This window comes from Snodgrassella sp. W6238H11, assembly GCF_016100525.1.
GTDB classification, from domain to species: Bacteria; Pseudomonadota; Gammaproteobacteria; order Burkholderiales; family Neisseriaceae; genus Snodgrassella; species Snodgrassella alvi.
Genome location: NZ_JACFSH010000002.1, coordinates 110880 through 135474 on the forward strand (window position 1 = coordinate 110880; position 24595 = coordinate 135474).

The following is a 24595-nucleotide window of genomic DNA, read 5'->3' on the forward strand; positions in this document are numbered from 1 at the left end:
CCAATCCATACTGATCGGATACCGAACACACCCTGTTTAGCAGGAATTATGATGCTGAATGGCGGATATGATCTTTACACCTTCTTTATGATGAAAGCCTGTTTAGTTTGCCGCGAATGATTTAATCGGGCAAGGCTATGGGTGTCAAATACTAATTACCACGCCTCGTCAGTGCACACAACGAGGTTTTCATGAAACGAATGTTATTCAATGCTACACAGGCAGAAGAGCTGCGTGTGGCTATTGTGGATGGGCAAAGTCTGCTTGACCTTGACATCGAAACGCTGGGGAAAGAACAGCGTAAAGGCAATATCTATAAAGGTGTCATCACCCGTATCGAACCTTCTCTGGAAGCATGTTTTGTAGACTATGGCACAGACCGTCATGGTTTCTTACCATTTAAAGAAATCTCACGCAGCTATTTTCAGAATTATGAAGGTGGCCGTGTCCGGATTCAGGATGTACTTTCAGAAGGTATAGAAGTCATTGTACAAGTGGAAAAAGATGAGCGCGGTAATAAAGGCGCAGCTCTGACCACTTTTATCAGTCTGGCCGGACGCTATCTGGTACTGATGCCGAACAATCCGCGTGGCGGCGGTGTTTCCCGTCGTATTGAAGGAGAAGACCGGCAGGAGCTCAAGCAGGCAATGAGTGAGCTTGATACACCGCGCGGAATGAGCCTGATTGCACGTACAGCCGGTATTGGTCGCAGTACCGAAGAATTACAGTGGGATCTTAATTATCTGATTCAATTGTGGCGGGCAATTGAGCAGGCGGCGCAGCAGCATAGTGAGCCTTACCTGTTGTTTATGGAAAGTTCCTTACTTATTCGTGCCATTCGCGATTATTTCCAGCCGGATATCGGGGAAATCCTGATTGACTCTCAGGAAGTGTATGATCAGATTCGTGAGTTTATGTCTTATGTGATGCCAGCCTATATTAACCGGTTGCGGCATTATACCGACCATATTCCGCTGTTTTCCCGTTTTCAGATAGAGCAGCAGATTGAGTCTGCGTTTTCGCGTGAAGTTGCTCTGCCATCCGGTGGTGCTATAGTTATCGACCACACCGAAGCGTTGGTATCCATAGATGTTAACTCTGCCAGAGCAACCCGTGGTGCGGATATTGAAGATACTGCTTTCAAAACCAATATGGAGGCTGCTGAAGAGGTTGCACGGCAGATGCGTGTGCGTGATCTGGGCGGACTGGTGGTTATTGACTTCATTGACATGGAGAACAGTAAAAATCAGCGTGATGTAGAAATTACCCTGCGTGAAGCGCTGAAAAAAGACCGTGCCCGGGTACAAATGGCTAAATTGTCCCGCTTTGGTTTAATGGAATTATCCAGACAACGCCTGAAACCATCATTGGGAGAAAGCAGTCATACCATTTGTCCGCGCTGTGCCGGCACTGGCTTTATCCGCAGTATTGAATCAACTGCATTACACATCCTGCGCATCATTCAGGAAGAGTCAATGAAAGATAACACCGCCGAAGTACGGGTACAGGTACCGGTGGATGTGGCTACTTTTTTGCTGAATGAAAAACGTGCTGAACTGTTTGGTCTGGAAGAACGCCTGGATGTATGTGTATTGCTGATTCCGAATATTCATCTGGAAAATCCGCATTACAGCGTGACCCGTGTACGTACCGATAATGTGGAAGAAAATACCGTTCCCAGCTACCATCAGGTACAGGAACCGGAAAATATAGGCGAACTGCCTTTTTCTATTGGTCAGAATAAACCGGTTAAGCCAGAGGCGGCTGTTAAAGGAATTCATCATACTCAGCCTGCTCCGCTTATTGAGAAAACTGCTACAGGTAAAACTGAATCAGTAGGTATGTGGAAAAAATTGACTGGCTGGCTGGGTAATCTGCTGGGTGGAAAAGCGGTTGAATCTGCCACGGCAGATCGTGCGGCGGCAGAAAAAACCGTCAAACCCGCGCATCAGAAAAAAAATCAGAAATCCCAGACACAAGAACGCCGTCAGGCACGTGCCGGCCGGCTGGCTAAAAATACTGATTCAGCCTCCAAAGGTAATAGTACCAATGACAATAAAGTATCAACTGATCCGGCAATAACTAATCGGTCAGCCAATGAGAATCGTAACCGGCGTGAAGAAAAGCGTGCTGACAGATATGCGACGGCACAGGCAGATACAGTAACTGATTCAGTTCAGGAACAAAATACTTTTAAACAGGAGCAGAATACCTCGCGCAGACGTCGTCAGCGGACATCAGGCAAAAATGAAATGCCTGTGCAACATGCTGATATAATTAATGCGGTTGATGAAACTCAGGCCGGAGATCCTCTGATTATTACTCTGACAGATACCGGATCGAAAAATGAACGGCATAAAGCACGACATGATAAAAACAGCCGTCGACAGAATGGTAAGAAAAAACGCAATTACATTGTTTCTGCCAGAAAAATAAGTAGAAATATTGATATTGCCGCTATTACTGCACAAATACAGTTAACTGCTGAGCATGTACTCAATCCTGAAAAAGATATTAATCGTATTAGTATTTATTCAGCGCAACCGAATACGTTGAGTGAAACTCATGATGTAATCGTGCAAAATGCAGTTGCACAGGCAAAGCTGGCTATTACACATGTGCTGGCACAGTTAGAAACTGAGCGGCAATTATCTGTTGTTGATAAAGCAGATATTGCTGGTACTGAAACTCTTATTCAGACTCAAGAGGCGATTATAACTGAGCCTGAAATAATGATTACCAGCACAGATGCAGGTATCAGTTTGTGCCGTATTGCTGAACAAGGCGGGCTGATACTGGTTGAGACCAGTGCGGATAAGGCAGTTTTAACCGGTAATGATGCAGAGCCGGTTCCGGTGCAGTCTAAACTGCGGCGTAAAGATATTATGCTTAGCAAGACGGATGCTGCTGTGACACCGGCAGCCTTGGAGCAGGTTGAAACCAGAGCATAGACAGATGTGCGCGCTTTTGGTAGCTAAATGATTAGTATTTCGTTTGTATGAATACCATCAGCGCTTCTGAGAAAATATCATGCTGAATTAAGAATGATATTTATAAATTACTTATTAATTTGTACAATACTGGTAACCAATTAAGCAGCTATTGGAATGTATTTTGCACAGGTGACAATAAGTTACCTCTGATACAATAGCTGCTCAGACTGATTATTTAATTCAGTTATTGTGTTGAAAAAGTGCAACACTTTTAAAAACTGAAAACATTTTATTTTAATGGATTATTTTTTATATAATTCATTGAATTTAATTGAAAATATTGTTATTCACCTATTATTTGCCGCAGTAGGATTGGTCAAAAGTGTTGTGTGTTTGCAAATGAATTTGTTTTTTTGCAACTAAAGCATTATATTGACAGCCATGAAATCGCTAATGCGGCGATTAATGCAAAACTTTAAAAGCTCTTCATTAGGTTTTTGAAGTTTGTTTTTTCGACATAGAAAAGGAATACAGCAATGAAAAAAACCCTGATTGCTTTGGCTTTGACCACTTTGCCGGTTGCCGCTATGGCTGAGGTTGTTTTGTATGGCCAAATGAAAGCAGGCTATGAAGTTTCTTCTACTAAAACCAGTGGCGAAACCCGCGGTCCTTACCAGAACGGTATTGGTGACTACGGTTCACGTATCGGTTTCAAAGGTTCTGAAGACTTGGGTAATGGTCTGAAAGCTATCTGGCAGGTTGAATCCCGAATTCATTTGGGTAATAGTAATGACAAATCTGATGGCTGGGCTAACCGTGACTCTTTCTTAGGTCTGGAAACTAAATACGGTACTATTCGCGCTGGTCGTATCAGCAATCAGATGAATGCTAATATGGACATTGTTGATGCTTGGGAATACAACAATGAAGCATTGGGTCTGGGTAAATTCACCCGTACTGATGCCCGTTATGTAGGTATCGCTTACGATTCTCCGGAATGGGCTGGTTTCAACTTTAACTTATTGTACTCTCCGCGTGATAATGTAAACCTTGGTGATCGTCCTTCTGAGTACACAGCCGGTATCGGTACTGGTGAGAAATACAGCCTTGGTTTGAACTACCAAAACTCTGGCTGGTTTGCTAAATACGGTTTTGATTACCTGAAAAATTCTGCTATTAAAACTGATGACGATGGCACAACAGATCTGAAAGATGGTCAGGTACACCGTGTTGAAGGTGGTTATGATGCCAATAATTGGTTTGTGGGTGTTGGATATCAGTACACTAAAAACACTACTTCATACTACAGAGGTTTAAGTGAAAAGAGTCTGGGTGGTATTGGTGACCACAATGTAACTGATGACAATCAGGGACAGGAAGCAGCTCTGACTGTTGGTTATCATTTTGGTAATATTTTCCCGAAAATTTCCTATGCTCATGGCTGGGATGTAAAAATTAACGGTGACAAAGAGAAAAACACCAAATACGATCAGGTTGTGTTAGGTGCTGATTATGATTTCTCTAAACGTACCACTGCTAACGTACAGGCAGGCTGGTTGCGTGAAGGTAACGGCGAAGGTCTTGGTAAAGACAAAACTACTGCTTTCGGTGTTGGCCTGAAACACACATTCTAATTAGTGTTTAATTCTTACTGATTAGTATTTGAGTCTAATCCCTGATTGTAGAACAATTTAGTTTGTTTTTCAGTCAGGGATTAGTTTTTTAATAATATAAATAAAATGCTATTCCAAATTATTTAACAGCTGGTTCTTCTACATTTCATTCTCGGTTTTCCTTTCAGAATTTCAATACGAATACATCGAAACCTAATGATTAATGTTATATTCGAATAAATCATTTTTAGGCAAATATGTATGGAAATACTCTGATAAATTATTGATATAGAAAAACTAAATAGAAATTATTATTTTTATAAAAAATATAGATATTGATATTACTGAATTATTATATTGTGATGAATATATACTGGTATAAGTTATTATTTGAATTCAATAATTATTTGTAATTAAGTTCAGAAATCAATGAGAATTCAAAAAATAAACCATATAAGAATATTGATATTTATCTTAACAGTACTGGTTTAACTGAATACAAGTAAAAAATGGTTTATCAGTATTGTGGTTCCGGTCAAGGATATTTATAAATTAATTCTCCGGTTGTTGTAAATGACTTTTCTATACAATTTTTTTCTGAAAAATAAAAAATGTATTTTTAATATTTATTAAAGTGAATTGCTGTTTTTTTTAGTCAATATTATTTTAGTATCTAAAAATATAATCAGCATTTAAATACATTTCTAATATTTATTTTACCTATTCTTTAATGAGGAAAATTACCTGAATCAATAATTAGAATCAGTGGTTTGCTTTTTTATTACCCGACCAGTATATTCCGCACACTCGTCGTAATGGCGATTGATGTAAAACTTCAAAAGCTCTTCATTTGGTTTTTGAAGTTTGTATTTTTGACGTTGAGACTAGGAATACAGTAATGAAAAAAAACCTGATTGCTTTGGCTTTGACCACTTTGCCGGTTGTTGCTATGGCAGATGTTGTTTTATACGGCCAAATGAAAGCAGGCTATGAAGTATCTTCTACTAAAACCAGTGGTGACAGCCGTGGTCCGTACCAGAATGGTATAGCTGATTATGGTTCACGCATCGGTTTCAAGGGTTCTGAAGATTTAGGTAATGGTCTGAAAGCTATCTGGCAGGTTGAGTCTGCTATCCATCTGGGTAACAGTAATGGTAAAGCTGATGGCTGGGCTAATCGTGATTCTTTCATTGGTTTTCAGTCTGAATTCGGTACTGTTCGTGCCGGTCGCATTAGTAATCAGATGAAAGCCAATATGGATACAGTAGATCCATGGGAATACAACAATGAAGTGCTGGGTTTAGGTAAATTTACCCGTACCGGTCAGCGTTATGTAGGTATTGCTTACGATTCTCCGGAATGGGCTGGTTTCAAATTTAATGCATTATACTCTCCGCGTGATAATGTAAATGGCGGTGACCGGAACAGTGAGTATGATTATGGTATGGGTGCCGGCGATAAATACAGTATCGGTCTGAATTATCACAATGCCGGATATTTTGCAAAATATGGTTTCGATTATCTGAAAAATTCAGCAGCTATAATTACTGAATCCGGTAACACTAAATTAAAAGACGGTCAGGTACATCGCGTTGAAGGCGGCTATGATGCTAATAATCTGTTTGTAGGTGTAGGTTACCAATATACCAAAAATACCAGCTCGTATTTCAATGGTTTAAAAGGTGCTTCTATTCCTGTAGGTGTAAATGAGCAAGGTAACTTAATCACCATGAATGTTGGTGATCATAATGTAACCTGGGATAATCAGGGACAGGAAGCGGCTCTGACTGTTGGTTACCACTTTGGTAATATTTTTCCGAAATTCACTTATGCCCATGGCTGGGACATTAAGTTGGATGGCGATAAAATGAAAAATACCAAATACGATCAGATCGTATTAGGTGCTGATTATGATTTCTCTAAACATACTACTGCTAATGTACAGGCTGGCTGGTTGCGTGAGGGTAACGGCTACAATGAACTGAACGAAAGCAGAGGTAAAAATAAAACTACTGCATTTGGTGTTGGTCTGAAACATACTTTCTAATCAGGCTTTGTTAGCTGATTTTAGAATAAACCCCGCAGCAGCGGGGTTTGTTTTTTGTATCCGGTAAATCCAACCAGCTAATTATTGAAATAAAATACATCTGTATTTTGTATCTGCAATCAAATTTGTATAATTATTTAATTACTGATTTTGCTTAAAAGCCGTTTTTGTTTCTGTTTTATTTATTACGATGCCGTTTGATATACCAGTATATCAGCAAAGCAAATACAGCTACTATCAGAATAACAACAAAGAGCAGTTTCGTATATTGTTGAAACTCTGCAAACAGCCATTGCGCTGATTGTCCGAACAGATAACCAAAACTAACGATAATGGTTGCCCAGAGTAAAGCGCCCAATGCATTAAATAACAGAAACCGATGGAATGTTACTTTACTCATACCGATGGCAATCGGGCCGGCAATACGCAAACCATACATGAAGCGTACTCCGATAATAATGACAGAGCTGTGTTTACACAGCAAACGATCAGTTTTGGCTACCATCGGATCCAGTTTAGGGAAATGCTGCAATAGATGTTTACCGTAATAACGACCGAGCAAAAAACATATCTGGTCACCCAGCATCCCGCCACCTGCCGCGCACAGGATTGAAGGCGCAGATAATAAATAGCCTTTGTGTACGAAAAAGCCGGCCAGGGTCAGTATGGTTTCACCTTCAAGAATGCTGCCGATAAATATAGCCAGATAGCCATAGTAATTCAGTAATTGCTCAACATTCATCTATTCATCTGTTTAATAGGGTTAGAAAGAAATCATTTGTTAAACATAAGGTTGTTTGAACTGTTCTGGCAATCTGTTTTGCCAGAACCAGACAAAATTTACACACCATATTGACGGCGGTAATCTGCTACCGGCTGGCGATAATCAGCCAGTGTTGAGTCATTTTCTAATAACAGCAGTAAATCTTCCAATGTGGCAATGGCCGTTACCGGTATTTGATACTGTTGTTCGACTTCCTGAACGGCGGATTGATTTCCCTGACCTTTTTCCATGCGGTCAAGTGCAATGGCTACACCTGCGGTAACCGCGCCTTCACGCTGAATGATGGCAACCGATTCACGTACGGAAGTACCGGCTGAAATAACATCATCTATAATCAGTACACGACCTTTAAGCGGTGCACCAACCAGTACGCCACCTTCGCCATGGTCTTTTGTTTCTTTACGGTTATAGGCATATGGTACATTACGCCCTTCTTCCGCCAGCATCATGGCTGTTGCTGCGGCCAGAATAATGCCTTTATAGGCCGGTCCGAACAGCATATCAAATTCAATACCGCTGGCAAGAATCGAGCGTGCATAAAAACGTGCCAGTTGCAAAATACTATAGCCATCGTTAAACAGTCCGGCATTGAAAAAATAAGGTGATTGTCTGCCGGCTTTGGTTGTGAACTGGCCAAATTTTAAAACATGTTGTTGCAGAGCGAAGTGCAGAAAATCCTGACGGAAATCAGACATAATGATCCTTAATGGTAAAATGGCAGATTAAAAATTTTAAGATGTAAATTTTATCATTAATCGAAAGGACATGCGGATGCGCATTATTTCAGCCAATGTAAACGGAATACGTTCAGCTACCAGTAAGGGTTTTATTGATTATCTGGCGCAGGCAAAGGCTGATATTGTGTGTGTTCAGGAGTTAAAAGCCCAGGAAGCCGATATGACTGAGCAGATGAAGCATCCGCTGGGCATGTATGGTGCGTGGCATACCGCAGTGAAACGCGGCTATAGTGGTGTGGCAATTTACAGTAAACAGCAGCCTGATGATGTACAAATCGGCTTAGGATGGGAAGATTTTGATCATGAAGGCCGCTATGTACGTGCTGATTTTGGCAAGCTCAGTGTTATCTCTGTGTATTTGCCGTCCGGAAGCAGTTCGGAAGAGCGGCAGCAGGCTAAATTCTGTTTTCTGGATAAATTTTTACCGGTTCTGCGCGAATTGCAGGCCTTACAGCGCGATATCGTAATCTGTGGCGACTGGAATATAGCGCACCAGAATATTGATTTAAAAAACTGGCGTGGCAATCTGAAAAATTCTGGTTTTTTGCCGGAAGAGCGTGAATGGCTGAGCAGGATTATCAATGAGCTTGGCTGGGTGGATATCTGGCGTACGCTGTATTCTGAGATTCCCGGTTATACCTGGTGGAGCAATCGCGGGCAGGCTTATGCCAAAGATGTAGGTTGGCGTATTGATTATCAGATGGCTACGCCAGCACTGGCTGCCTGTGCACAAACTGCTACGATCTATAAAGAAGAAAAATTTTCTGATCATGCGCCTTTGATTGTTGATTATGACTATCAAATAAAGTGCTCGAAGTAATGCAATTGGTTTTCGGCAGTCATATAACAATCTGATCAGCGGGTGGTTTGCGTGACCAGTAATATATTTAATCCGGCTGCCAGTGAATAGGCACCGGCTGCCAGTGAATAGGCAGAAGCGGGTAGGGTAAGCATGCTTTATCCGTTTATGATAAATTCTATTTCCCATCGCTATCATTAATTGCATTCGCGTAAAGCGTTCAGTAAACGCCTGTATATTGATTGTCTGATGGCAGACTGATATTTGCCGTGGTAATAAATATGGGAATATCAGGAACCGGTATTCATGGAACTGAGTTAATGTGATTTAATTAATGGTCTCTACAATCTCGTATTCCTGCATTTTATATAATAATGTTCTTTTGCTGACGCCTAGTGAGCGGGCGGTATTTTCCCGGTGTCCGTTATTCAGTCTCAATTCATTAATGATTAATTCCTTCTCATAAATTTTGACTTTTTCTTTTAAGGTAGCACCAAGCTGTTCATCTTCACTAAAATCAGGATGAAAATCAGGTGTTTTTTTATGAGCAATAATTTGTGCAGGCAAATCTTGCGGATAGATAAATAGTCCGTTAGACATGACTACTGCATGTTCGATGGCATTAGACAATTCACGCACATTGCCCGGCCATGGGTATTGATTAAGTACTTCTACCGCACTAATCGAAAAATCCAGTAACTCCTTATTATTTTCATGGCAAAACTGATTGGCAAAATAGCGCGCCAGCAGCATGACATCATTTTTCCGGTCGCGTAAGGGTGGTAAGCTTAATTCCATTACGTTCAGTCTGTAGAATAAATCTTCGCGGAATTCACCAGTGCTGATCATATCCTGAAGGCTGCGATTGGTAGCGGCAATCAGCCTGAAATCAGTTTTAATTAATCTGCTGCCACCGATTGGTTCGAATTCTCTTTCCTGGATTACCCGCAGAAGCTTAACCTGAAGATTGGTTGACATTTCAGCTACTTCATCCAGAAAAAGTGTACCCTGGTGTGCCCGCTCAAATAAACCAATCTGGCGTTGATAAGCGCCGGTAAATGATCCTTTTTCATGCCCGAATAAAGTACTTTCCAGCAAGGTTTCCGGTAATGCACCGCAGTTTACTTTGATAAACGGGCCGGTTGAGCGGGTACTGTAATAATGAATGGTTTTGGCGACTAATTCTTTACCCGTACCGCTTTCACCAGTAATCAATACGGTGGTTTTGGTTTGTGAAATTTTGGCAATATTGCGACACAGTTCCATCATATTCGGGCTGTTAGTCAGAATATGCCCCTTATTATCCGAGCTGAATAATTCTATTTTCGGCGATAAATCCATTCCCTCTTTTTTAGCTTTGCTCAACTCCAGGGTACGTTTTATCAGTGCTTTGAGTTCATTCAGGTCAAAGGGTTTAACAATATAATCAATTGCACCGAGTTTTAATGCTTCTACCGCTGTATCCACACCGGCATAGGCAGTCATAAGGATAATGGATATATCCGTATAGTTCTGTTTAATTATTTTCAGTGCTTCCAGCCCGCTCATCTGAGGCAGGCGATTATCCATTAAAATTAAATCAACCGGCTGCTGTTCTAAGGTTTCAATAGCGTCTTCTGCATTATCAACAGCAATAACCTGATAATGTTCCTGTGATAAAAAAATAGATAACAGTTTGCGCAGATTTAATTCATCTTCGACAATTAAGATTTTTTCTGACATAAATTCCGGATTATTGTGTATCAGTTAACGGGAAGTGCTACTTCAACCGTAACACCGTTGCTGTGCTCATTATTTTTAATGCTAATTTGCCCTTTATGTGAGGAAACTATTTTTTCAACCATGGCCAGACCCAGTCCGGTACCAGAAATTTTAGTGGTAAAAAATGGTGTAAAGATTTTATCCATTATTTCGCTTTTAATGCCTTCACCATCATCCTTTATCCGGATTAACTGATACTTTTGGTTAGCAGACATTAATGTAGAGATTTCAATGTTGCCCTGATCACTGACTGCCTGAATGGCATTGATTAATAAATTCAGTATTGCCTGTTTGATTAATTCTTTATCCAGATACAATGGCGGTAACTGGCTGGCTAATGAAAGAGTCAGGAAGATGTTATTTGAGCGGTGAGATGAATTAACCAGTACCAGCACTTCATTAATCAGGTCGTTTAATTGTACCGAAACATAATAATTTTTTGAGGGTACTGAGAAATCAAGTAGCTGCTGGATAACCTGATTAATCGAATCCACTTCTTTCAGAATAATCTCAAGATATTCATTTTGTTCAGCACGGGGTAAATCATTTTGCAGATATTGCACGAAACCGCGTACTGCAGCCAGCGGGTTGCGGATTTCATGGGCAATGCCTGCCATCAGCTCGCCCAGTGCCACCAGACGTTCGGTTTGCTGGATTAATTTTTCTACTTCTTCCCGTTCGGTGATATCTTTAAAAATAACGACGGCACCAATAATATTACCCTGATAATCTTTCAGATGGCTGGTGCTGGCTGAGATTCGGATAATTTGCCGAGCAACCGGAAAATCTACTTCCACACCGACATGATCGATACCATTGTATAAAGTATCCAGTAAAGGACTTTGAAAATTTTTATCATCAACTATGGTTGAATATGGCCGGCCAAGGACTTGTTCCAGCTGGTAGCCGGTGATTTTTTCTGCAGCCGGATTTAACATGGTAATAAAGCCATTATTATCCACGGTAATAACCGCATCCAGTGTATTTTCCAGAATCAGCTCGTTGATAGTTTTGGTTTTTCTAAGCTTTTCGGCCAGACTGTTAATTCCGCTGACAATTTCATTCAGCTCACCGCGAATAACCGGCAGACGACTATCCAGCGAGAAGGGGAGTTTTTCCATCCCCTGTTTGATTATATTGATATCAGTATTCAGTTTTCTGGATAAAACAGAAGCAATACAAATACAGCTCAGCATACAGATCAGGCTGATAATAATGACATTTTTATCAAATACAAAGGCCTGTTTTTCAATGTCATCCAAAGTTTCATTAGCCCAGATATAGCCGATTATCTGATTATTGCGCACAATAGGAGTCATGGCATTCATGATATTGCCGCGGACTTGCTGGCCGGTTTCAATCATATGCCGGCCGCTGGTCATGACTTCACGCCCTTTATGCTCAGCCGGAATAGATTTACCAACATTAACACCATAGGCTGACTGCGGGGCATACAACACAATGGCATCTAATTGTTTATGATAATAACCGGCTGCAATATTCGGCATGTCTTTCAGTAGCGGTTCAATTTTAGGAGTGAGATACTGATTAAGCTGGGTAATTTGTTGTGTTCGGGGCAGGTTTTTATCCACCTGCTGGTAAGCATCACCTAAAAGCAAATCCAGAGTTTTGGTAATGGCATAAAGTTTATGGCTTTTTTCCTGTCTGAGAAGTTCGCGCCCTTCTTTATCAATTAGAACGGCACAGACAAAAATTGAAAAACAGGATAGGAAGGTCACCAGTAAAAAAATACGGGCACTGATTCGTTCCGGATATAGGCGCTGAAGAAAACTGGTGTTCATAAGTGCTCAAATATCCATAATTATCAATAAAATATTTTTAGTATCCGGCTGGTACACAGCCAAAATATTTATCTGAATTAATTTTAAATTATCAGATGAATTATGCAAATTAACAAGTCAGGCGATATCGGATAAATTCATTACCACCTGACCGATTAACCTAATCATATGTCTGTTAACCAGACATAACTATTAGTTTGAACGGATTATCATTAACAGCGTTCCAGAATAACAGCCGTACCTTGTCCGCCGCCAATGCATAATGTTGCCAGTCCCAGCTGTTTATCACGATGAAGCATAGAATAAAGCAGGGTAACCAGAATACGCGCACCGCTGGCACCAATAGGATGACCCAGAGCAATGGCACCACCATGAATATTGGTTTTGTCCATGTCAAAATTCAGCTCGCGTCCGACACCGAGGAATTGAGCAGCAAAAGCTTCATTTGCTTCGATTAAATCGATATCAGACAGCTGTAGTGCTGCTTTTTGTAAAGCCAGCCGGGTTGCCGGTACCGGACCCATCCCCATTATGCTCGGATCTACGCCGCCAGAAGCGTAGCTGCGAATATATGCCAATGGTTTTAAGCCTAACTCTTTTGCTCTGGTTTCTGACATCAGCACAAGAGCAGCCGCACCATCATTAATACCGGAAGAATTACCCGCAGTCACTGTACCGTCTTTTTTAAACGCCGGTCTGAGTTTTGCCAGACCTTCCGCAGTGCTGTCTGCTTTGGGATATTCATCCTGTTTGAAGATAATATCGCCCTTGCGTGAGCTGATGGTAACCGGAACAATTTCTGCTTCAAAGTCACCATTGTTATTAGCTTCCGTAGCCAGCTTTTGAGAACGCAATGCCAGTTCGTCCTGTTCCTCACGGCTGATAGAATACTGTTCAGCAATATTTTCTGCGGTAATTCCCATATGGTAATGATTGGTAGCACAGGTTAATCCGTCATTCACCATGGTATCGTACAGTTCGGCATTACCCATTTTCAGCCCCCAGCGGGCTTTACTGCCAATCAGATAGGGTGCCTGAGACATATTTTCCATACCGCCGGCGACAACAATATCATTGTCACCAGTTAAAATGCTTTGTGTGGCCAGTACGATTGATTTAAGTCCGCTGCCGCATACCTTATTTACAGTAAAAGCCGGTACGCTGTTGGGAATACCTGCATTCAGTGCAGCCTGTCGGGCAGGATTCTGTCCCAGTCCGGCCTGAAGCACATTACCCATAATCACTTCATTTACCGCACCGGCATCTAGTGCAGCACGTTTTAAAGCTTCTTCAATAACGACTTTCCCCAAATTAATGGCACTGACAGAGGCAAGTGAACCATTAAAACTGCCGATGGCGGTGCGTGCAGCACTGACGATTACGGTTTTTGTCATAATAAACTCCCTTTTTTTAACTAGAAAAAGTACAGACCAATCAGGAATATCGGCGTAGTGAATATCAGCGCTGTCATACAATATCCCATAATGTCACGCACCCCGAGACCGGCAATAGCCAGTGCAGGTAATGCCCAGAATGGTTGCAGCATATTCATCCATTGTTCGCCGTAGGCAATTGCCATCGTAGATTTACCTAAATCAGCACCCAGAGCCTGTGCGGCAGGAATCACGAACGGGCCTTGAATAACCCAGTGGCCGCCACCTGACGGTACGGCAAAATTAATAATGCCGGAGCTGAAGAACGTCCAGATAGGGAAGGTATCCTTACTGGCAATATTGATGAAAAATTCAGTGATAAGACCACCCAGACCGGAATGTTCCATCATCAGCTGAATACCCGCATAAAACGGAAACTGGATGATAATACCGGCTGTGCTTCTGGCTGCATTGGAGACAGCACGCATGTACGCCATAGGTGTACGGTGTAACAAAACACCGGCAGTCAGGAATATTAGGTTAACGGTATTAATGGTGATATTAAAACCATTATGATAGAAGTAAATCAGCAGATAACTGATACCCAGAGCACCTACCAGCAAAGAAAGCAGCTTACTTTCTTCCATTTTTTCAGCTATGGTAGCTGTTTTCCGGTCAAGCTTACGCTGAAAATCGGGTTCCGGTGCCAGCAGCTCAGGATTAACCACATTCACCTTACCGTCAGTTCTGACCATAAACCGCACCAGAAGAGGTAAGCAGATAATCAGCATAGAAGTAATAAAAATATTACTGGCTGAAAACATGGTCTGAGAAATCGGCACGATGCCCTGCGGATTAGCGTCACTAATCATAAAGTGTGCAACAGGATTTCCCGGAGTTGCCGCCATTAAAGGCATTGACCCGGACAAACCACCACCCCATGTCATAAAAGCAATATAAGCACAGGCGATCAGTAAGCCATAATCCACATTCTTAACCTGTCTGGCCACTTCCTTTGCCAGCATGGCACCTACAACCAGACCAAACCCCCAGTTTAAAATACAGGCAATGCAGCCGACAAACGTAACCAGCATAGCTGCCTGTGTAGGAGTTTTGGCCAGAGAGGCAATAGATACCAGAACAGATTTCACCGGAGGTGAGCTGGCTAAGGCATGACCGGTAACCACAATCAGAGCCATCTGCATACCAAAGGCCAGCAAATTCCAGAAGCCGTCCCCCCACATTTTTATCAGACCCAGAGGCTGTGAATCAGTTAATCCCCAGGCCATGAAAAAAATGATAAATGTAAGCAGTAAAGCAAATATCAGCGGGTCAGGCAGATATTTACTGACCAGATTAGTCGTATGTCTGGATAAACGTGAAATCATAAAACTTATGCCCCTGTAGCAATGGACATCGTTTTCAGATTATCCGCAATAATAAACTCTGCCGTGGTGTGCGCTTTTACAGTATCAACATCTACACCCTCAGCGGTTTCAATCAAATACATTTGACCGTTTATAAATTCAAATACAGCCAGCTCAGTAATAACCATGCTGACTTTACCTTTCGCCGTAAGCGGCAAAGTGCATTCCGGCAATATTTTCGGTTCACCGGTTTTAGTACAGTGTTCCATGGCAATAATTACCTTTTTCGCACCTGTAACCAGATCCATAGCACCGCCCATACCTGGCACCATTTTGCCCGGTACCATCCAGTTAGCCAGATTGGCATGCTGGTCAACTTCCAGTCCGCCAAGCACACAGGCATCGACATGACCGCCGCGAATCAGCATAAAAGAAAATGCACTGTCAAACATCGCCGCACCGGGAACAATGCCGCAAGGCTGACCGCCTGCATTAACAATATTCGGTTCATCAACTGTTTTAGGCCCCAGCCCCAGAAAGCCATTTTCTGATTGCAGTGTAATATTGATACCTTCAGGCAAATAATTCACCACCTGAGTTGGTAAACCAATCCCCAGATTAACAACATCCCCGTTACGTAATTCCTGAGCAACACGGCGAGCAATTAATTCTTTTTTATCCATTGTCTTTATTCCTTAATCGTTAGTGCTAACCATAAAATCAACTAATGCTGCCGGTGTCATCACCGCATCAGGATGTATCTGGCCGACTTCTAACAGTTCATCAGCCTGAGCAATCACCGTGTCAGCAGCGGTAGCAATCAGCGGATTAAAATTACGTGCAGCATACTGATAGACCAGATTACCGTTGTAATCAGCCTTATGCGCATGAATGATGGCTAAATCAGCACGGATTGGCAGCTCAAGTAAATACTCACGATTATTAACTGATAAAACTTTCTTGCCTTCAGCAACAATCGTACCCACTCCGGTAGGTGTTAAAACTCCGCCCAGTCCGGCACCGCCGCAGCGAATCCGTTCAGCCAGCGTACCCTGCGGTACCAGCTCAACTTCCATCTCACCGGCAATCATTCTTCTGCCTGTTTCACGATTGGTGCCAATATGGGAAGTAATCACTTTTCTGACCTGATTATTGTTAATCAGCGGTCCGACACCAGTGTCTACAAAAGCTGTATCATTTCCGATAAGTGTTACATCCTTAATACCCGATTCCAGAATTGCATTCACAATCTTTGACGGCGTACCACACCCCATAAAACCGCCAAACATAATCGTCATACCGTCTTTAAGAAAATCCCGGATTTTATCGGTAGTGATTAATTTTGTTTGCATCAACGGCTCCTTGTTACACGTTAAAAATTCATCTATGCTTAAAAGCAAGCCACTTTGCTATTGCAATTTGTATACCAGATTGGAATAAGAAAAATAAAATAATAAAATGCTGATTTATAAAAATAAATTTTATATGACAAAAGAGTTTTAAATAAACTTGGCGCAGAAAATTGCACTTGCGTGCAAAAAAAATTGCACGATTAAGTATCTATTATTTATTTGACAATAATGATATGTAAGAAATTACATTGATTTTAGTTACACCAGCAGACAAGAAAATAAAGTATCAGAATAATCCAGGAAAATAATTAATATTATGATTTATTGGATAAAGAATTCTATATTGATAAAAATACTTTCAGTTTATTTTTATCATAAATTCTTCAGGAAAATTCCGATAAAGTAATTTGTATAAGGAAAAAACTATATAGTATCTGCTTGGCGTGAATAAACCATAATATATTTTATCAATTTTCTGGTCTGAACCAAGAAGCGCAGAACCTGAATACGTTCATTAGAGTATAAAAGCAAATAGAATTTAAGCTATACAACCATATCTGCAATTAAATATATAGAACTACCAATGATTTGTATTTATTAGGCCGTTTTTGAGGTTTAAAATGGCTAAAAAGGCTTGACGAGTTTAATATCGCCCCCTATAATGCGCTCTTCCTTTCCCTGATAGCTCAGTCGGTAGAGCGACGGACTGTTAATCCGCAGGTCCCAGGTTCGAGCCCTGGTCGGGGAGCCAAAGGGTCGTTAGCTCAGTCGGTAGAGCAGCGGACTTTTAATCCGTTGGTCGAGCGTTCGAATCGCTCACGACCCACCAGATTTTTTTATCAGGCTATTTTAACTGATAAATATAATGATAAAACCGTACCAATAATTATTTGGTACGGTTTTTTTACATTAGAATAATATATATTTTAAAAATTTAGGTGGGTGTTTGAAGGTGAAAGCTTTAATTTTAAAATGTTATGATATTTATTTTTATGATAGAGCTTAAGTTTTAATAATTGCTAATTAAAAATTTTGATTATTTTTCCACTCTTTTAATTTTTTTTGGATATAATCATTTGGTAATTTTTCCTGTTCTAATCGGTTAGCATTGTATTTATTAGATTGTAAAACAATAAATAAATCTTTTTCCGATGAATCTAAGTTAACAGGAATATCAGAATAAGATTCTGATTCAGTTACCATACTGTTTTTATATAATTTTAATGTTTCTTCATCCATCATAAGTGTTTGAATATGAGGACAGAAGGTTTTTGATAGACTTAATATTTTTAATCCCCAGCTATCAATATCTCCCCAGTACGCTACTCTTTTATTTTTTAACCATTGTGCACTAAGCCAATTCACATTATTACCGCCACCAATAACAGCAATAGTATCAGGTAATTCTGGTAGAGATAAACCAGATTGAATATTTTCTACTACTAAAATGTTGTTGGCGGGTAATTCATAATGGGTTAGGGTATGCTGATCCATTTGTAAGATAGGCAAGCCAGCTAAAGATTCTTGTGTTTTTTTGCATAATGGTTTAACTATTAACCAGCCTTTAGGATTGTCTAAACATCCTAGCCATTTCAATAAATTACCAGCTTGTGCAATTGCATTGTTATAGAGAACATCAAGTAAAGCACTCACCAAGATTTTATTATTTTCCAAAAACTTGGTATCAATACCTTTCAAAGGTAAGGAACGCAAATATAAGCCTTTCCCCATATTTGGAGTAAGTTGCTGTAATAAACTAGTAATGTTAATTGATTCCTGAGGAGTTAATTGTTCAACTATTGATAAATGTTGAATTAAAATTGGATAAAAGCGTTGGTCGTATGTCGTTAATGGTTCAATTATCTTGCTTAGTTTTTCGATTTTTTTTTCAATATCAGGCCCTAGAAATTCAAATAGTTCTTTCAGATTATTAAGAATTAAAGTTACAGGAATGCGTTGTAAACCTAAAGTATTGTATTTTTTATCTTGCCACTTTATCCAATGCTGTTGTGGAAAATCTTTCCATTGATTAATAAAATTTTTAAAATACATCATATTATCAAGTATCTGGTCACCAGTTGGTGTGCCTAGAGATATTTCAATTGGAAACTTTCGTTTATGCATTAAACGCTCTTTGAGATTCTTTTGTTTATCCCATTCTAGCTTTTTAATATGGCTGTAAACCTCATCGGGTAGTTTGCCCCAATTTTCATTTAATTGTGCCATAAGCAGTTTATTATTATGTACATCACTCTAATCAAGATTGTTATACTCATATTGAGATTATTTAATAACATTTATGCGTATTTAGAGAATAGAAAAGAAACTTTCTTAATGCATATTTAGATTACACTATAATACATAATATCAAATCCATAATTATTGCGTTGAAGTGATCTCAATACCAAGAGATTTGGCTTGTTTCATAATTTCAGAATTTTTAATTAACTCACGTTGGGCGTCTATTTCTTCCCATGTTACTTCACTTAAGCTACTTTCATGTGTTTGTTGGTTTCGCTCAGCAATAAGCAGGGAACGAGCTGTTTCACGTGCTAGATTAAGGTTTTTATATGGTGTAATTAAATTAACGTGTATATGCAATGCTTTAAATACGCGCAGCACCCTCCGACTAACTGACTCAGCTGTATTAGAAAATGCTTCGTCTAAAAATACTGTGCAATATACGGGTTTATCATATCCATCTGGAGTAAGTGCGTAGGCGAGACTAGCAGCAACTATAGTGCCTGCAAATGATTCTTTTTCACCACCTGATTTACCACTAGAAGATTCAAGCACATCTATAACAGCTCCAGTTTGATTATCTAGCTCTTCAGCAAAAAAAGACATCTGATAACGAGGGTCAAGTAGACGTAGGCTTTCTAATGTATGTGCTGCGAGATTGCTGGCTTTATCCAGTTGTGAGACTATTTCTTTTAATATATTAAATCGTTGTTCGTGGTCGTCACTAGTAAATAAGCTTAGAGCATTTTTAAGTAATTTTGAAAATTCTATTACATTTGTATATTGTTCAATTTTGGTATTTAATTTTAGGTAAGTATTTTTTCTGAATTCCGTACGTTTTAATACTGTATTAATTACCTGAATACGTTCTCTAATTTCATCTTTTTCAGCCTCTAATTGTTGTTGAATTCTTGCTAATGATTCGGTTGCATGTTTATTTAAACGTTCTTTAAAGCGTTCTTGTAACTGTGGCAATCCTTCTTGCTCCAGTTTGAATAGGTGATTGATATAATCTTCAATATAAGAAATGTCTGGAATCCAATCATTAGCAATAATAGGCCATTGTTGTTGGAAAGAAGACATGATTTTAACTATCTCTTTTCCTATATTTTCTTTTTTTTGATTTGTTTTCTTCAGAGATTCGTCAATTTGTTTGTAATAAAAATCTTGTTGTTCTATTACTAATGGCAAAGTATCATCTTTGTATTGTCCAATACGATGATTTAACATTAATCTTACATCGTGTTCAATTCCTTGATCTGAATCTTTTCGTGCCTGCTGAAGCAGTACGTTTAAATTGTCTTTTCGAGTATTGTAACTACCTTGTTCTTCGTATAACTTTTTAATTTTTTTTTGTAAAATTTCAGAAGCTTTTTTGGCCTCTTTCCAACGTGATTCAGCTTGTTCTAAGTCATCACCATTTTGTAATTCTGTCAATTTTTTTTCAATGCTATCAACTTCAGCTTTACACCTTGGTAAATTGATACTTTCCCAGCTATATTTTTGTAAATTTTTCCATAGTTCTATTTCCTGTTCAATAGTTTGCAAATCATTACGCTTTTTCTGAGTAAGCGTATTTTGTTTTGCAATATCTTCTGTTAAAGAAGATAACTCCTGTTCTAATATTGCTAATCGGGCTTTATTAGAAAATCCAAGTTGCCAAGATTTTTTATCATTGATTTTATTTTGGTCTTTTTTTTCAAAACGACCCTTTTCCAGATGAACTAAACCAGCCTGTGTTATGGAAAAAGGGGTTTTATCTAACTGTTCAGTAGAATCTACACAAGTTAAATCGAAATGCTCCAAATGTTTCTTTAACCAGTCGCGATAAGGATGATCACGCCAAATCAATTTGTGTAAATAGCCTTCAGGTTTAAATTCGATTTGTGACTTTAATTTTTGAAATGATTCTGGTACAACTTGTACCCTAACATGTAGGCCTGTATGACGAGTATTTAACCAGCGTGTTACCTGTGAGAAAACATTATAAGGGACTATCATTGTGGTCCTGAGTCCACCTAATGCTCTTTCTATTGCTCCTTGCCAGATATTTTCGCTTTCTTTGACATTAATTAATTCACCAATAAAGCGACATTGTTCAATTGTTAAATTTAAGTCTTTGATCATTTCGTCGCGTAGTTGCTGGAATCTGATTGCAATATTAGAATCAGGTCTTAACTTTATTTGGTTAATTTGTTCTTCGGTCTGATGATATTCACTCATTAAGTTGTTTAATTGGGCACGGATTTGAGCAAAATTAACTAGTGCATTTTCTTTATTCTGATCCAGATTTTGTAGTTTGTCTGTTGCCTTTTTTTGATTATTTTCAAAATTTATCTGAATTAGTTCTGAATTTAGACCTAATGTTTTGGTTTCCCGTTGATATATTGATGCTTGTTGGTTTATGCGGTTATAGTCTTCTTTGGCTTTTACAAGCTCTCTTTTTAAAGACTCAAGACTATCGCCGCCAGCTTTTAAATAAGCGGCATGATATGATTCAATCTGTTGATTTATGTTTAGCTTATTTTGTTCTTTTTCGTTAAGTTGTTGTTGTAAAAAGTCAATTTTTTGTTGTAATTCTTGAAGCTGATTTGTATACAGTTGACTTTTTAGTTCACCAAAATAAGGAATTAATCCATTTTTTTCTTGTTCAAGTTTATCCAATGTTTGTATACATTTAATAAAATCTTGATTGTGTTCAGGTAATTGACCCAAATGTATATATTGTTTTTTAACATCAATTAGCTCGTTATGAGTAGCTTCTAAGGCCGAAAATTCTTTTACAACATTACGAGCTTCTTCTTTAATTTGGCTTGATTCCAGTACTAATTCACGAATAAGGGCTGTTAAATCATCGATTTTTTTCAAACCCAAAGCTCGGGATAATAGGGCTGGAGCATTTTTATTATCAATATGTAGCAGTTTACGATACATTGCTTGATAGTCATCAAAAATGTTATTTGAATAAACAATGGTTGCATCATTACTTAAATACTGCTTAAGAGTACGTCGCTCACCATCTTTAAAATGTTCTAGTAATTCTTTAAGTTGAAGATTACGATTAGCAATAACATAGTGACGATAAATATCTGCAGAAGATGTTGCTGTTGAAGTAGCCCAAAATAATACTGCTAGTGTAATGTAATTACCATTGTCAGCCTTGTAACAGGCTCGTAGACCTGTAATAACTGATTGGTCTCGCTTGCTTTTTACTTTTGTTTTGCTGCCGTCATGTGCTGAACCGAAATTACCGCGCATATAGGAAAGTAATGTTCTATCTTTACTATCTCCTTGAGCTGCAGCAACGTTGAAACTAGCACGTCCAGCAGGCAGCAGTAATGCCATTAATCCATCAATAAATGTGGTTTTACCTGAACCATTATCTCCAGTAACTAATGTCCCGATAGGATCAATTTTGGCCGTATGCAAACCATGAAATGATCCCCAGTTATATACAGAAAGTTCATTTAAGCGAATTTGACCAACGTTGAATGGCTCATTATCAATTATGGATTTATTCATTTGATTCTTCTTTCACTGTATCTGCTTTATCTGACTGCACTTTTTCACTTAGTTTTTTATATTCTAAAAGCATGTTTTCTAAAAAGTTAGCATTCACAACATAACGGATGATAGGTGTAATTTCATAACGGTCATCACTGCCACGTACGTTAGCAAGGATATGGCGTTCTTTCATGCGGTTTAATGCCGCATTAAGGCTTTTCCTTTCGATGGTTGAATGATTTGTTATGGGTGAAAAAGGTTTTAAAAGTTCTTCAATATGCTCAAAACTAATAATTATTTTACTTTCACCGACTGTTTCTCGGTCCTGAAAGTATTTACGTAAAACAAGTAATATCAATGTGTCGTGAACTGTTAGTTGTCGCCTATGAATTAATGGTGATATTTCATCATTTTCTTCTAACGTTTCACTCATCTGTGCTACGTAAGCTACCCCTGTAGTTGGATCTAATATTAATTTTAGATATATATTGGCTAAGTAAGAATCAATTTGAACATGGTAATGACTGATAATAGAAAAAAGATTATTTTTTTGTGAAGCTAAAATAACACCATTTTTGAGCAGAGCTACTAAAGCATGTTTGGCTTCTTTGGGAAGTAAGTTGGACTCTGGTTGTGGATTATTATCAGATTGTAATAATGGTGATTGTGTTGTTTCAATTTCTACTTGGTTATGAATAGACTCATCAATTGTTGGACTAATTGGATCACTAGTAACCATTTTTGCACAAAATTGATCAAAAAATTCACCACCTGATGTTGATTTATTATTTTTTTCTTCGTTCATAAAGAAAGCTCTTCCAAGTTGTCGGGAAAAAATGAGGCGCTGAGTAAATATTTAGGTAGGGTAGCTTTGATTTGAATACCCTGCTTATCTTGAATAATAATAGACTCTTTTTCATTTAAGTCAGTTGCTTGAATATGTTGCGCAATTCTCAAATAGGCTACTAATTCTTCTAGTCCAAAATTAATTGGTTTTTTTTCAACTAGGCCAGCTATAGTTAATGGTCCAAAGGTACAAAGATTATGATAGATTGAATCAGCCACTTCTTTAATTTGGATGGTATCTAATAAAGTTAATACCGTTTCACTCGGGACTACTGAATTTGTATGCTCAGTGATGTCAGTTATTTGTATAGCAGCGATTGGTTCTTTTAAGCATATTGAATCGGGAGAGTTAATTTCGATATTACCAGTAGGTAAAATTAAGCGGGTAGCTTTTTTAAGGTTAATATTATTTTTACTGAAATTAACTGCTAACTGTTCAAGTTGTGTTATGAGTCGATCAACAGTTCTTTTTTCCTGTGCTGCGCCACTTTTTATGTAAGTTTTCAAATTTTCTTCTGTTCGACGACGAATTTGAAATATATGTTCACTTTCTTGAGTGAGCTCCTGTAATAGACGTTTGAGAAATTTTCGTTGTCGCGGTTGTAAATAGTTGTCTGAAATTTGATTAAGAATAATATCTAGTTGTTCTTTGAATTCGGTTGAGCGGTTTGAATCACAAAGCAGCTGAAAAAAACTTTCAAATGCACTACCTGCATCGCTTTGAGCAAGTAAAGCTTCTTGATCCATAGTTGCTTGCAATACTTCTCCGCGATTATTATCTTTCTCTATCATTTTGATGCGAATTTCTTGATCCAGACGGCGAATCTCATCTTCAACATAGCGAAAATCATTGGTTAATACTGAAGCAAGTTGGTAGATTTCTCTCAATCTTTCCCTTCGTTGTTGGTCAGATAATGTATTGATACCTTTAGTTTGTATGTTTGTAATTTCTTTTTCCAGCTCAGCTTTACGTTGATTAAGTAAGGCAATTCTTTCTTCAGGATTTTCGTTTAATGCGATAACCAGTTCTCTAACAGCCTCTTGTACAATACGTAGATGTGAAGCACTGGTGTTTATGTTACGCTCATCAAAGCTTTGACAAAAACGTAATGCAATTTCGCATGTATCTGTTTTGGTCAATTTATTGTCCATCTCACGTAACCAGCCATCTTTGACCCATTGATTAATATAAATAGCTGCTGGTGTATCGGCATACCATTGTTCTTTTTCCAACTCTGCATCTAATAAAATGCGAGCCTGACTATAGGATATTTCGTTTTGTCCAGACGAAAATACTTGCTCAATAAAGGCTAAAATGAGTGGCGCTGTAGTTGCTCTAAGTAATTTCCAGACCTTGTTTTCTTTATAAAGTCGCCTATATTTTGCTAGTGAATGTGAAAAGTTCATTACCTAGTTTTTATACTTTAATGGAAATC

General features: G+C 38.9%; 16 protein-coding genes and 2 tRNA genes. 6 read left to right on the forward strand and 12 right to left on the reverse strand.

Annotated features, from left to right (window positions below; translation table 11 throughout):
• The first annotated feature begins 191 nt into the window (after positions 1-191).
• The 3 genes from H3V00_RS03960 to H3V00_RS03970 all read left to right on the forward strand — a co-directional run bounded on the left by H3V00_RS03960 (position 192) and on the right by H3V00_RS03970 (position 6593).
• The gene (locus H3V00_RS03960) at positions 192-2951 is read left to right on the forward strand and encodes an Rne/Rng family ribonuclease (RefSeq protein ID WP_198207044.1); all 2760 of its coding nucleotides are present in this window, start codon (positions 192-194) and stop codon (positions 2949-2951) included.
• A 518-nt stretch (positions 2952-3469) separates the two neighbouring features.
• Positions 3470-4567, forward strand: coding sequence for a porin (locus H3V00_RS03965; RefSeq protein ID WP_084586393.1), 1098 nt, complete (start codon positions 3470-3472; stop codon positions 4565-4567).
• A gap of 877 nt (positions 4568-5444) precedes the next feature.
• Entirely contained in the window at positions 5445-6593 is a 1149-nt protein-coding gene (locus tag H3V00_RS03970; protein WP_084586670.1) for a porin, read from the forward strand.
• Positions 6594-6771: 178 nt separating this feature from the next.
• Here the strand turns inward: H3V00_RS03970 and H3V00_RS03975 are convergent, their stop codons facing one another.
• Complete coding sequence (locus tag H3V00_RS03975; protein ID WP_198207043.1) at positions 6772-7335, reverse strand: DedA family protein; 564 nt, start codon at positions 7333-7335, stop codon at positions 6772-6774.
• Between the two features lie 98 nt (positions 7336-7433).
• The gene (gene pyrE, locus H3V00_RS03980) at positions 7434-8072 is read right to left on the reverse strand and encodes an orotate phosphoribosyltransferase (RefSeq protein WP_198207042.1); all 639 of its coding nucleotides are present in this window, start codon (positions 8070-8072) and stop codon (positions 7434-7436) included.
• 76 nt (positions 8073-8148) lie between these two features.
• On the opposite strand from pyrE, the gene H3V00_RS03985 reads away from it, so the two are divergent.
• Positions 8149-8934, forward strand: a complete 786-nt coding sequence (locus tag H3V00_RS03985) for an exodeoxyribonuclease III (RefSeq protein ID WP_198207041.1) — start codon at positions 8149-8151, stop codon at positions 8932-8934.
• 306 nt (positions 8935-9240) lie between these two features.
• On the opposite strand, the gene H3V00_RS03990 is transcribed toward H3V00_RS03985, so the two are convergent.
• The 6 genes from H3V00_RS03990 to atoD all read right to left on the reverse strand — a co-directional run bounded on the left by H3V00_RS03990 (position 9241) and on the right by atoD (position 16568).
• Positions 9241-10635: a sigma 54-interacting transcriptional regulator gene (locus H3V00_RS03990; RefSeq protein WP_041878951.1), complete on the reverse strand. Its 1395-nt coding sequence runs from the start codon at positions 10633-10635 to the stop codon at positions 9241-9243.
• Positions 10636-10655: 20 nt separating this feature from the next.
• Complete coding sequence (gene atoS, locus H3V00_RS03995; protein ID WP_198207040.1) at positions 10656-12476, reverse strand: two-component system sensor histidine kinase AtoS; 1821 nt, start codon at positions 12474-12476, stop codon at positions 10656-10658.
• Positions 12477-12688: 212 nt separating this feature from the next.
• Positions 12689-13870 (reverse strand): acetyl-CoA C-acetyltransferase, encoded by a 1182-nt coding sequence (locus H3V00_RS04000; RefSeq protein WP_198207039.1) that lies wholly within the window; start codon positions 13868-13870, stop codon positions 12689-12691.
• Positions 13871-13890: 20 nt separating this feature from the next.
• A complete protein-coding gene (locus H3V00_RS04005; RefSeq protein ID WP_025331312.1) occupies positions 13891-15237 on the reverse strand; it encodes a TIGR00366 family protein in 1347 nt (448 codons plus the stop codon).
• Between the two features lie 5 nt (positions 15238-15242).
• Entirely contained in the window at positions 15243-15899 is a 657-nt protein-coding gene (locus H3V00_RS04010; RefSeq protein ID WP_198207038.1) for a 3-oxoacid CoA-transferase subunit B, read from the reverse strand.
• 12 nt (positions 15900-15911) lie between these two features.
• Entirely contained in the window at positions 15912-16568 is a 657-nt protein-coding gene (gene atoD, locus H3V00_RS04015; protein WP_198207037.1) for an acetate CoA-transferase subunit alpha, read from the reverse strand.
• 675 nt (positions 16569-17243) lie between these two features.
• On the opposite strand from atoD, the gene H3V00_RS04020 reads away from it, so the two are divergent.
• A tRNA-Asn gene (locus tag H3V00_RS04020) sits at positions 17244-17319 on the forward strand.
• A 2-nt stretch (positions 17320-17321) separates the two neighbouring features.
• Positions 17322-17397: transfer RNA gene (locus H3V00_RS04025), tRNA-Lys, on the forward strand.
• Between the two features lie 194 nt (positions 17398-17591).
• Here H3V00_RS04025 and H3V00_RS04030 read toward each other — a convergent pair.
• The 4 genes from H3V00_RS04030 to H3V00_RS04045 form a co-directional block, all read right to left on the reverse strand.
• Positions 17592-18794, reverse strand: coding sequence for a DUF3322 domain-containing protein (locus H3V00_RS04030; protein ID WP_198207036.1), 1203 nt, complete (start codon positions 18792-18794; stop codon positions 17592-17594).
• Positions 18795-18947: 153 nt separating this feature from the next.
• Positions 18948-22331, reverse strand: a complete 3384-nt coding sequence (locus H3V00_RS04035; RefSeq protein ID WP_198207035.1) for an ATP-binding protein — start codon at positions 22329-22331, stop codon at positions 18948-18950.
• Positions 22324-23118, reverse strand: coding sequence for a DUF4194 domain-containing protein (locus H3V00_RS04040; RefSeq protein WP_078474208.1), 795 nt, complete (start codon positions 23116-23118; stop codon positions 22324-22326). The genes H3V00_RS04035 and H3V00_RS04040 overlap by 8 nt, the downstream gene beginning before the upstream one ends.
• Positions 23115-24566, reverse strand: a complete 1452-nt coding sequence (locus tag H3V00_RS04045; RefSeq protein ID WP_198207034.1) for a DUF3375 domain-containing protein — start codon at positions 24564-24566, stop codon at positions 23115-23117. The genes H3V00_RS04040 and H3V00_RS04045 overlap by 4 nt, the downstream gene beginning before the upstream one ends.
• Positions 24567-24595: the final 29 nt, after the last annotated feature.

Coding starts and splice junctions, on each gene's coding strand:
- H3V00_RS04005 (WP_025331312.1), bottom strand. CDS start 15,237: ATGATTTCACGTTTATCCAGACATACGACTAATCTGGTCAGTAAATAT.
- H3V00_RS03990 (WP_041878951.1), bottom strand. CDS start 10,635: ATGTCAGAAAAAATCTTAATTGTCGAAGATGAATTAAATCTGCGCAAA.
- H3V00_RS03985 (WP_198207041.1), top strand. CDS start 8,149: ATGCGCATTATTTCAGCCAATGTAAACGGAATACGTTCAGCTACCAGT.
- pyrE (WP_198207042.1), bottom strand. CDS start 8,072: ATGTCTGATTTCCGTCAGGATTTTCTGCACTTCGCTCTGCAACAACAT.
- H3V00_RS04035 (WP_198207035.1), bottom strand. CDS start 22,331: ATGAATAAATCCATAATTGATAATGAGCCATTCAACGTTGGTCAAATT.
- H3V00_RS04045 (WP_198207034.1), bottom strand. CDS start 24,566: ATGAACTTTTCACATTCACTAGCAAAATATAGGCGACTTTATAAAGAA.
- H3V00_RS04040 (WP_078474208.1), bottom strand. CDS start 23,118: ATGAACGAAGAAAAAAATAATAAATCAACATCAGGTGGTGAATTTTTT.
- H3V00_RS03960 (WP_198207044.1), top strand. CDS start 192: ATGAAACGAATGTTATTCAATGCTACACAGGCAGAAGAGCTGCGTGTG.
- atoS (WP_198207040.1), bottom strand. CDS start 12,476: ATGAACACCAGTTTTCTTCAGCGCCTATATCCGGAACGAATCAGTGCC.
- H3V00_RS03975 (WP_198207043.1), bottom strand. CDS start 7,335: ATGAATGTTGAGCAATTACTGAATTACTATGGCTATCTGGCTATATTT.
- H3V00_RS04000 (WP_198207039.1), bottom strand. CDS start 13,870: ATGACAAAAACCGTAATCGTCAGTGCTGCACGCACCGCCATCGGCAGT.
- H3V00_RS03965 (WP_084586393.1), top strand. CDS start 3,470: ATGAAAAAAACCCTGATTGCTTTGGCTTTGACCACTTTGCCGGTTGCC.
- H3V00_RS04030 (WP_198207036.1), bottom strand. CDS start 18,794: ATGGCACAATTAAATGAAAATTGGGGCAAACTACCCGATGAGGTTTAC.
- H3V00_RS03970 (WP_084586670.1), top strand. CDS start 5,445: ATGAAAAAAAACCTGATTGCTTTGGCTTTGACCACTTTGCCGGTTGTT.
- H3V00_RS04010 (WP_198207038.1), bottom strand. CDS start 15,899: ATGGATAAAAAAGAATTAATTGCTCGCCGTGTTGCTCAGGAATTACGT.
- atoD (WP_198207037.1), bottom strand. CDS start 16,568: ATGCAAACAAAATTAATCACTACCGATAAAATCCGGGATTTTCTTAAA.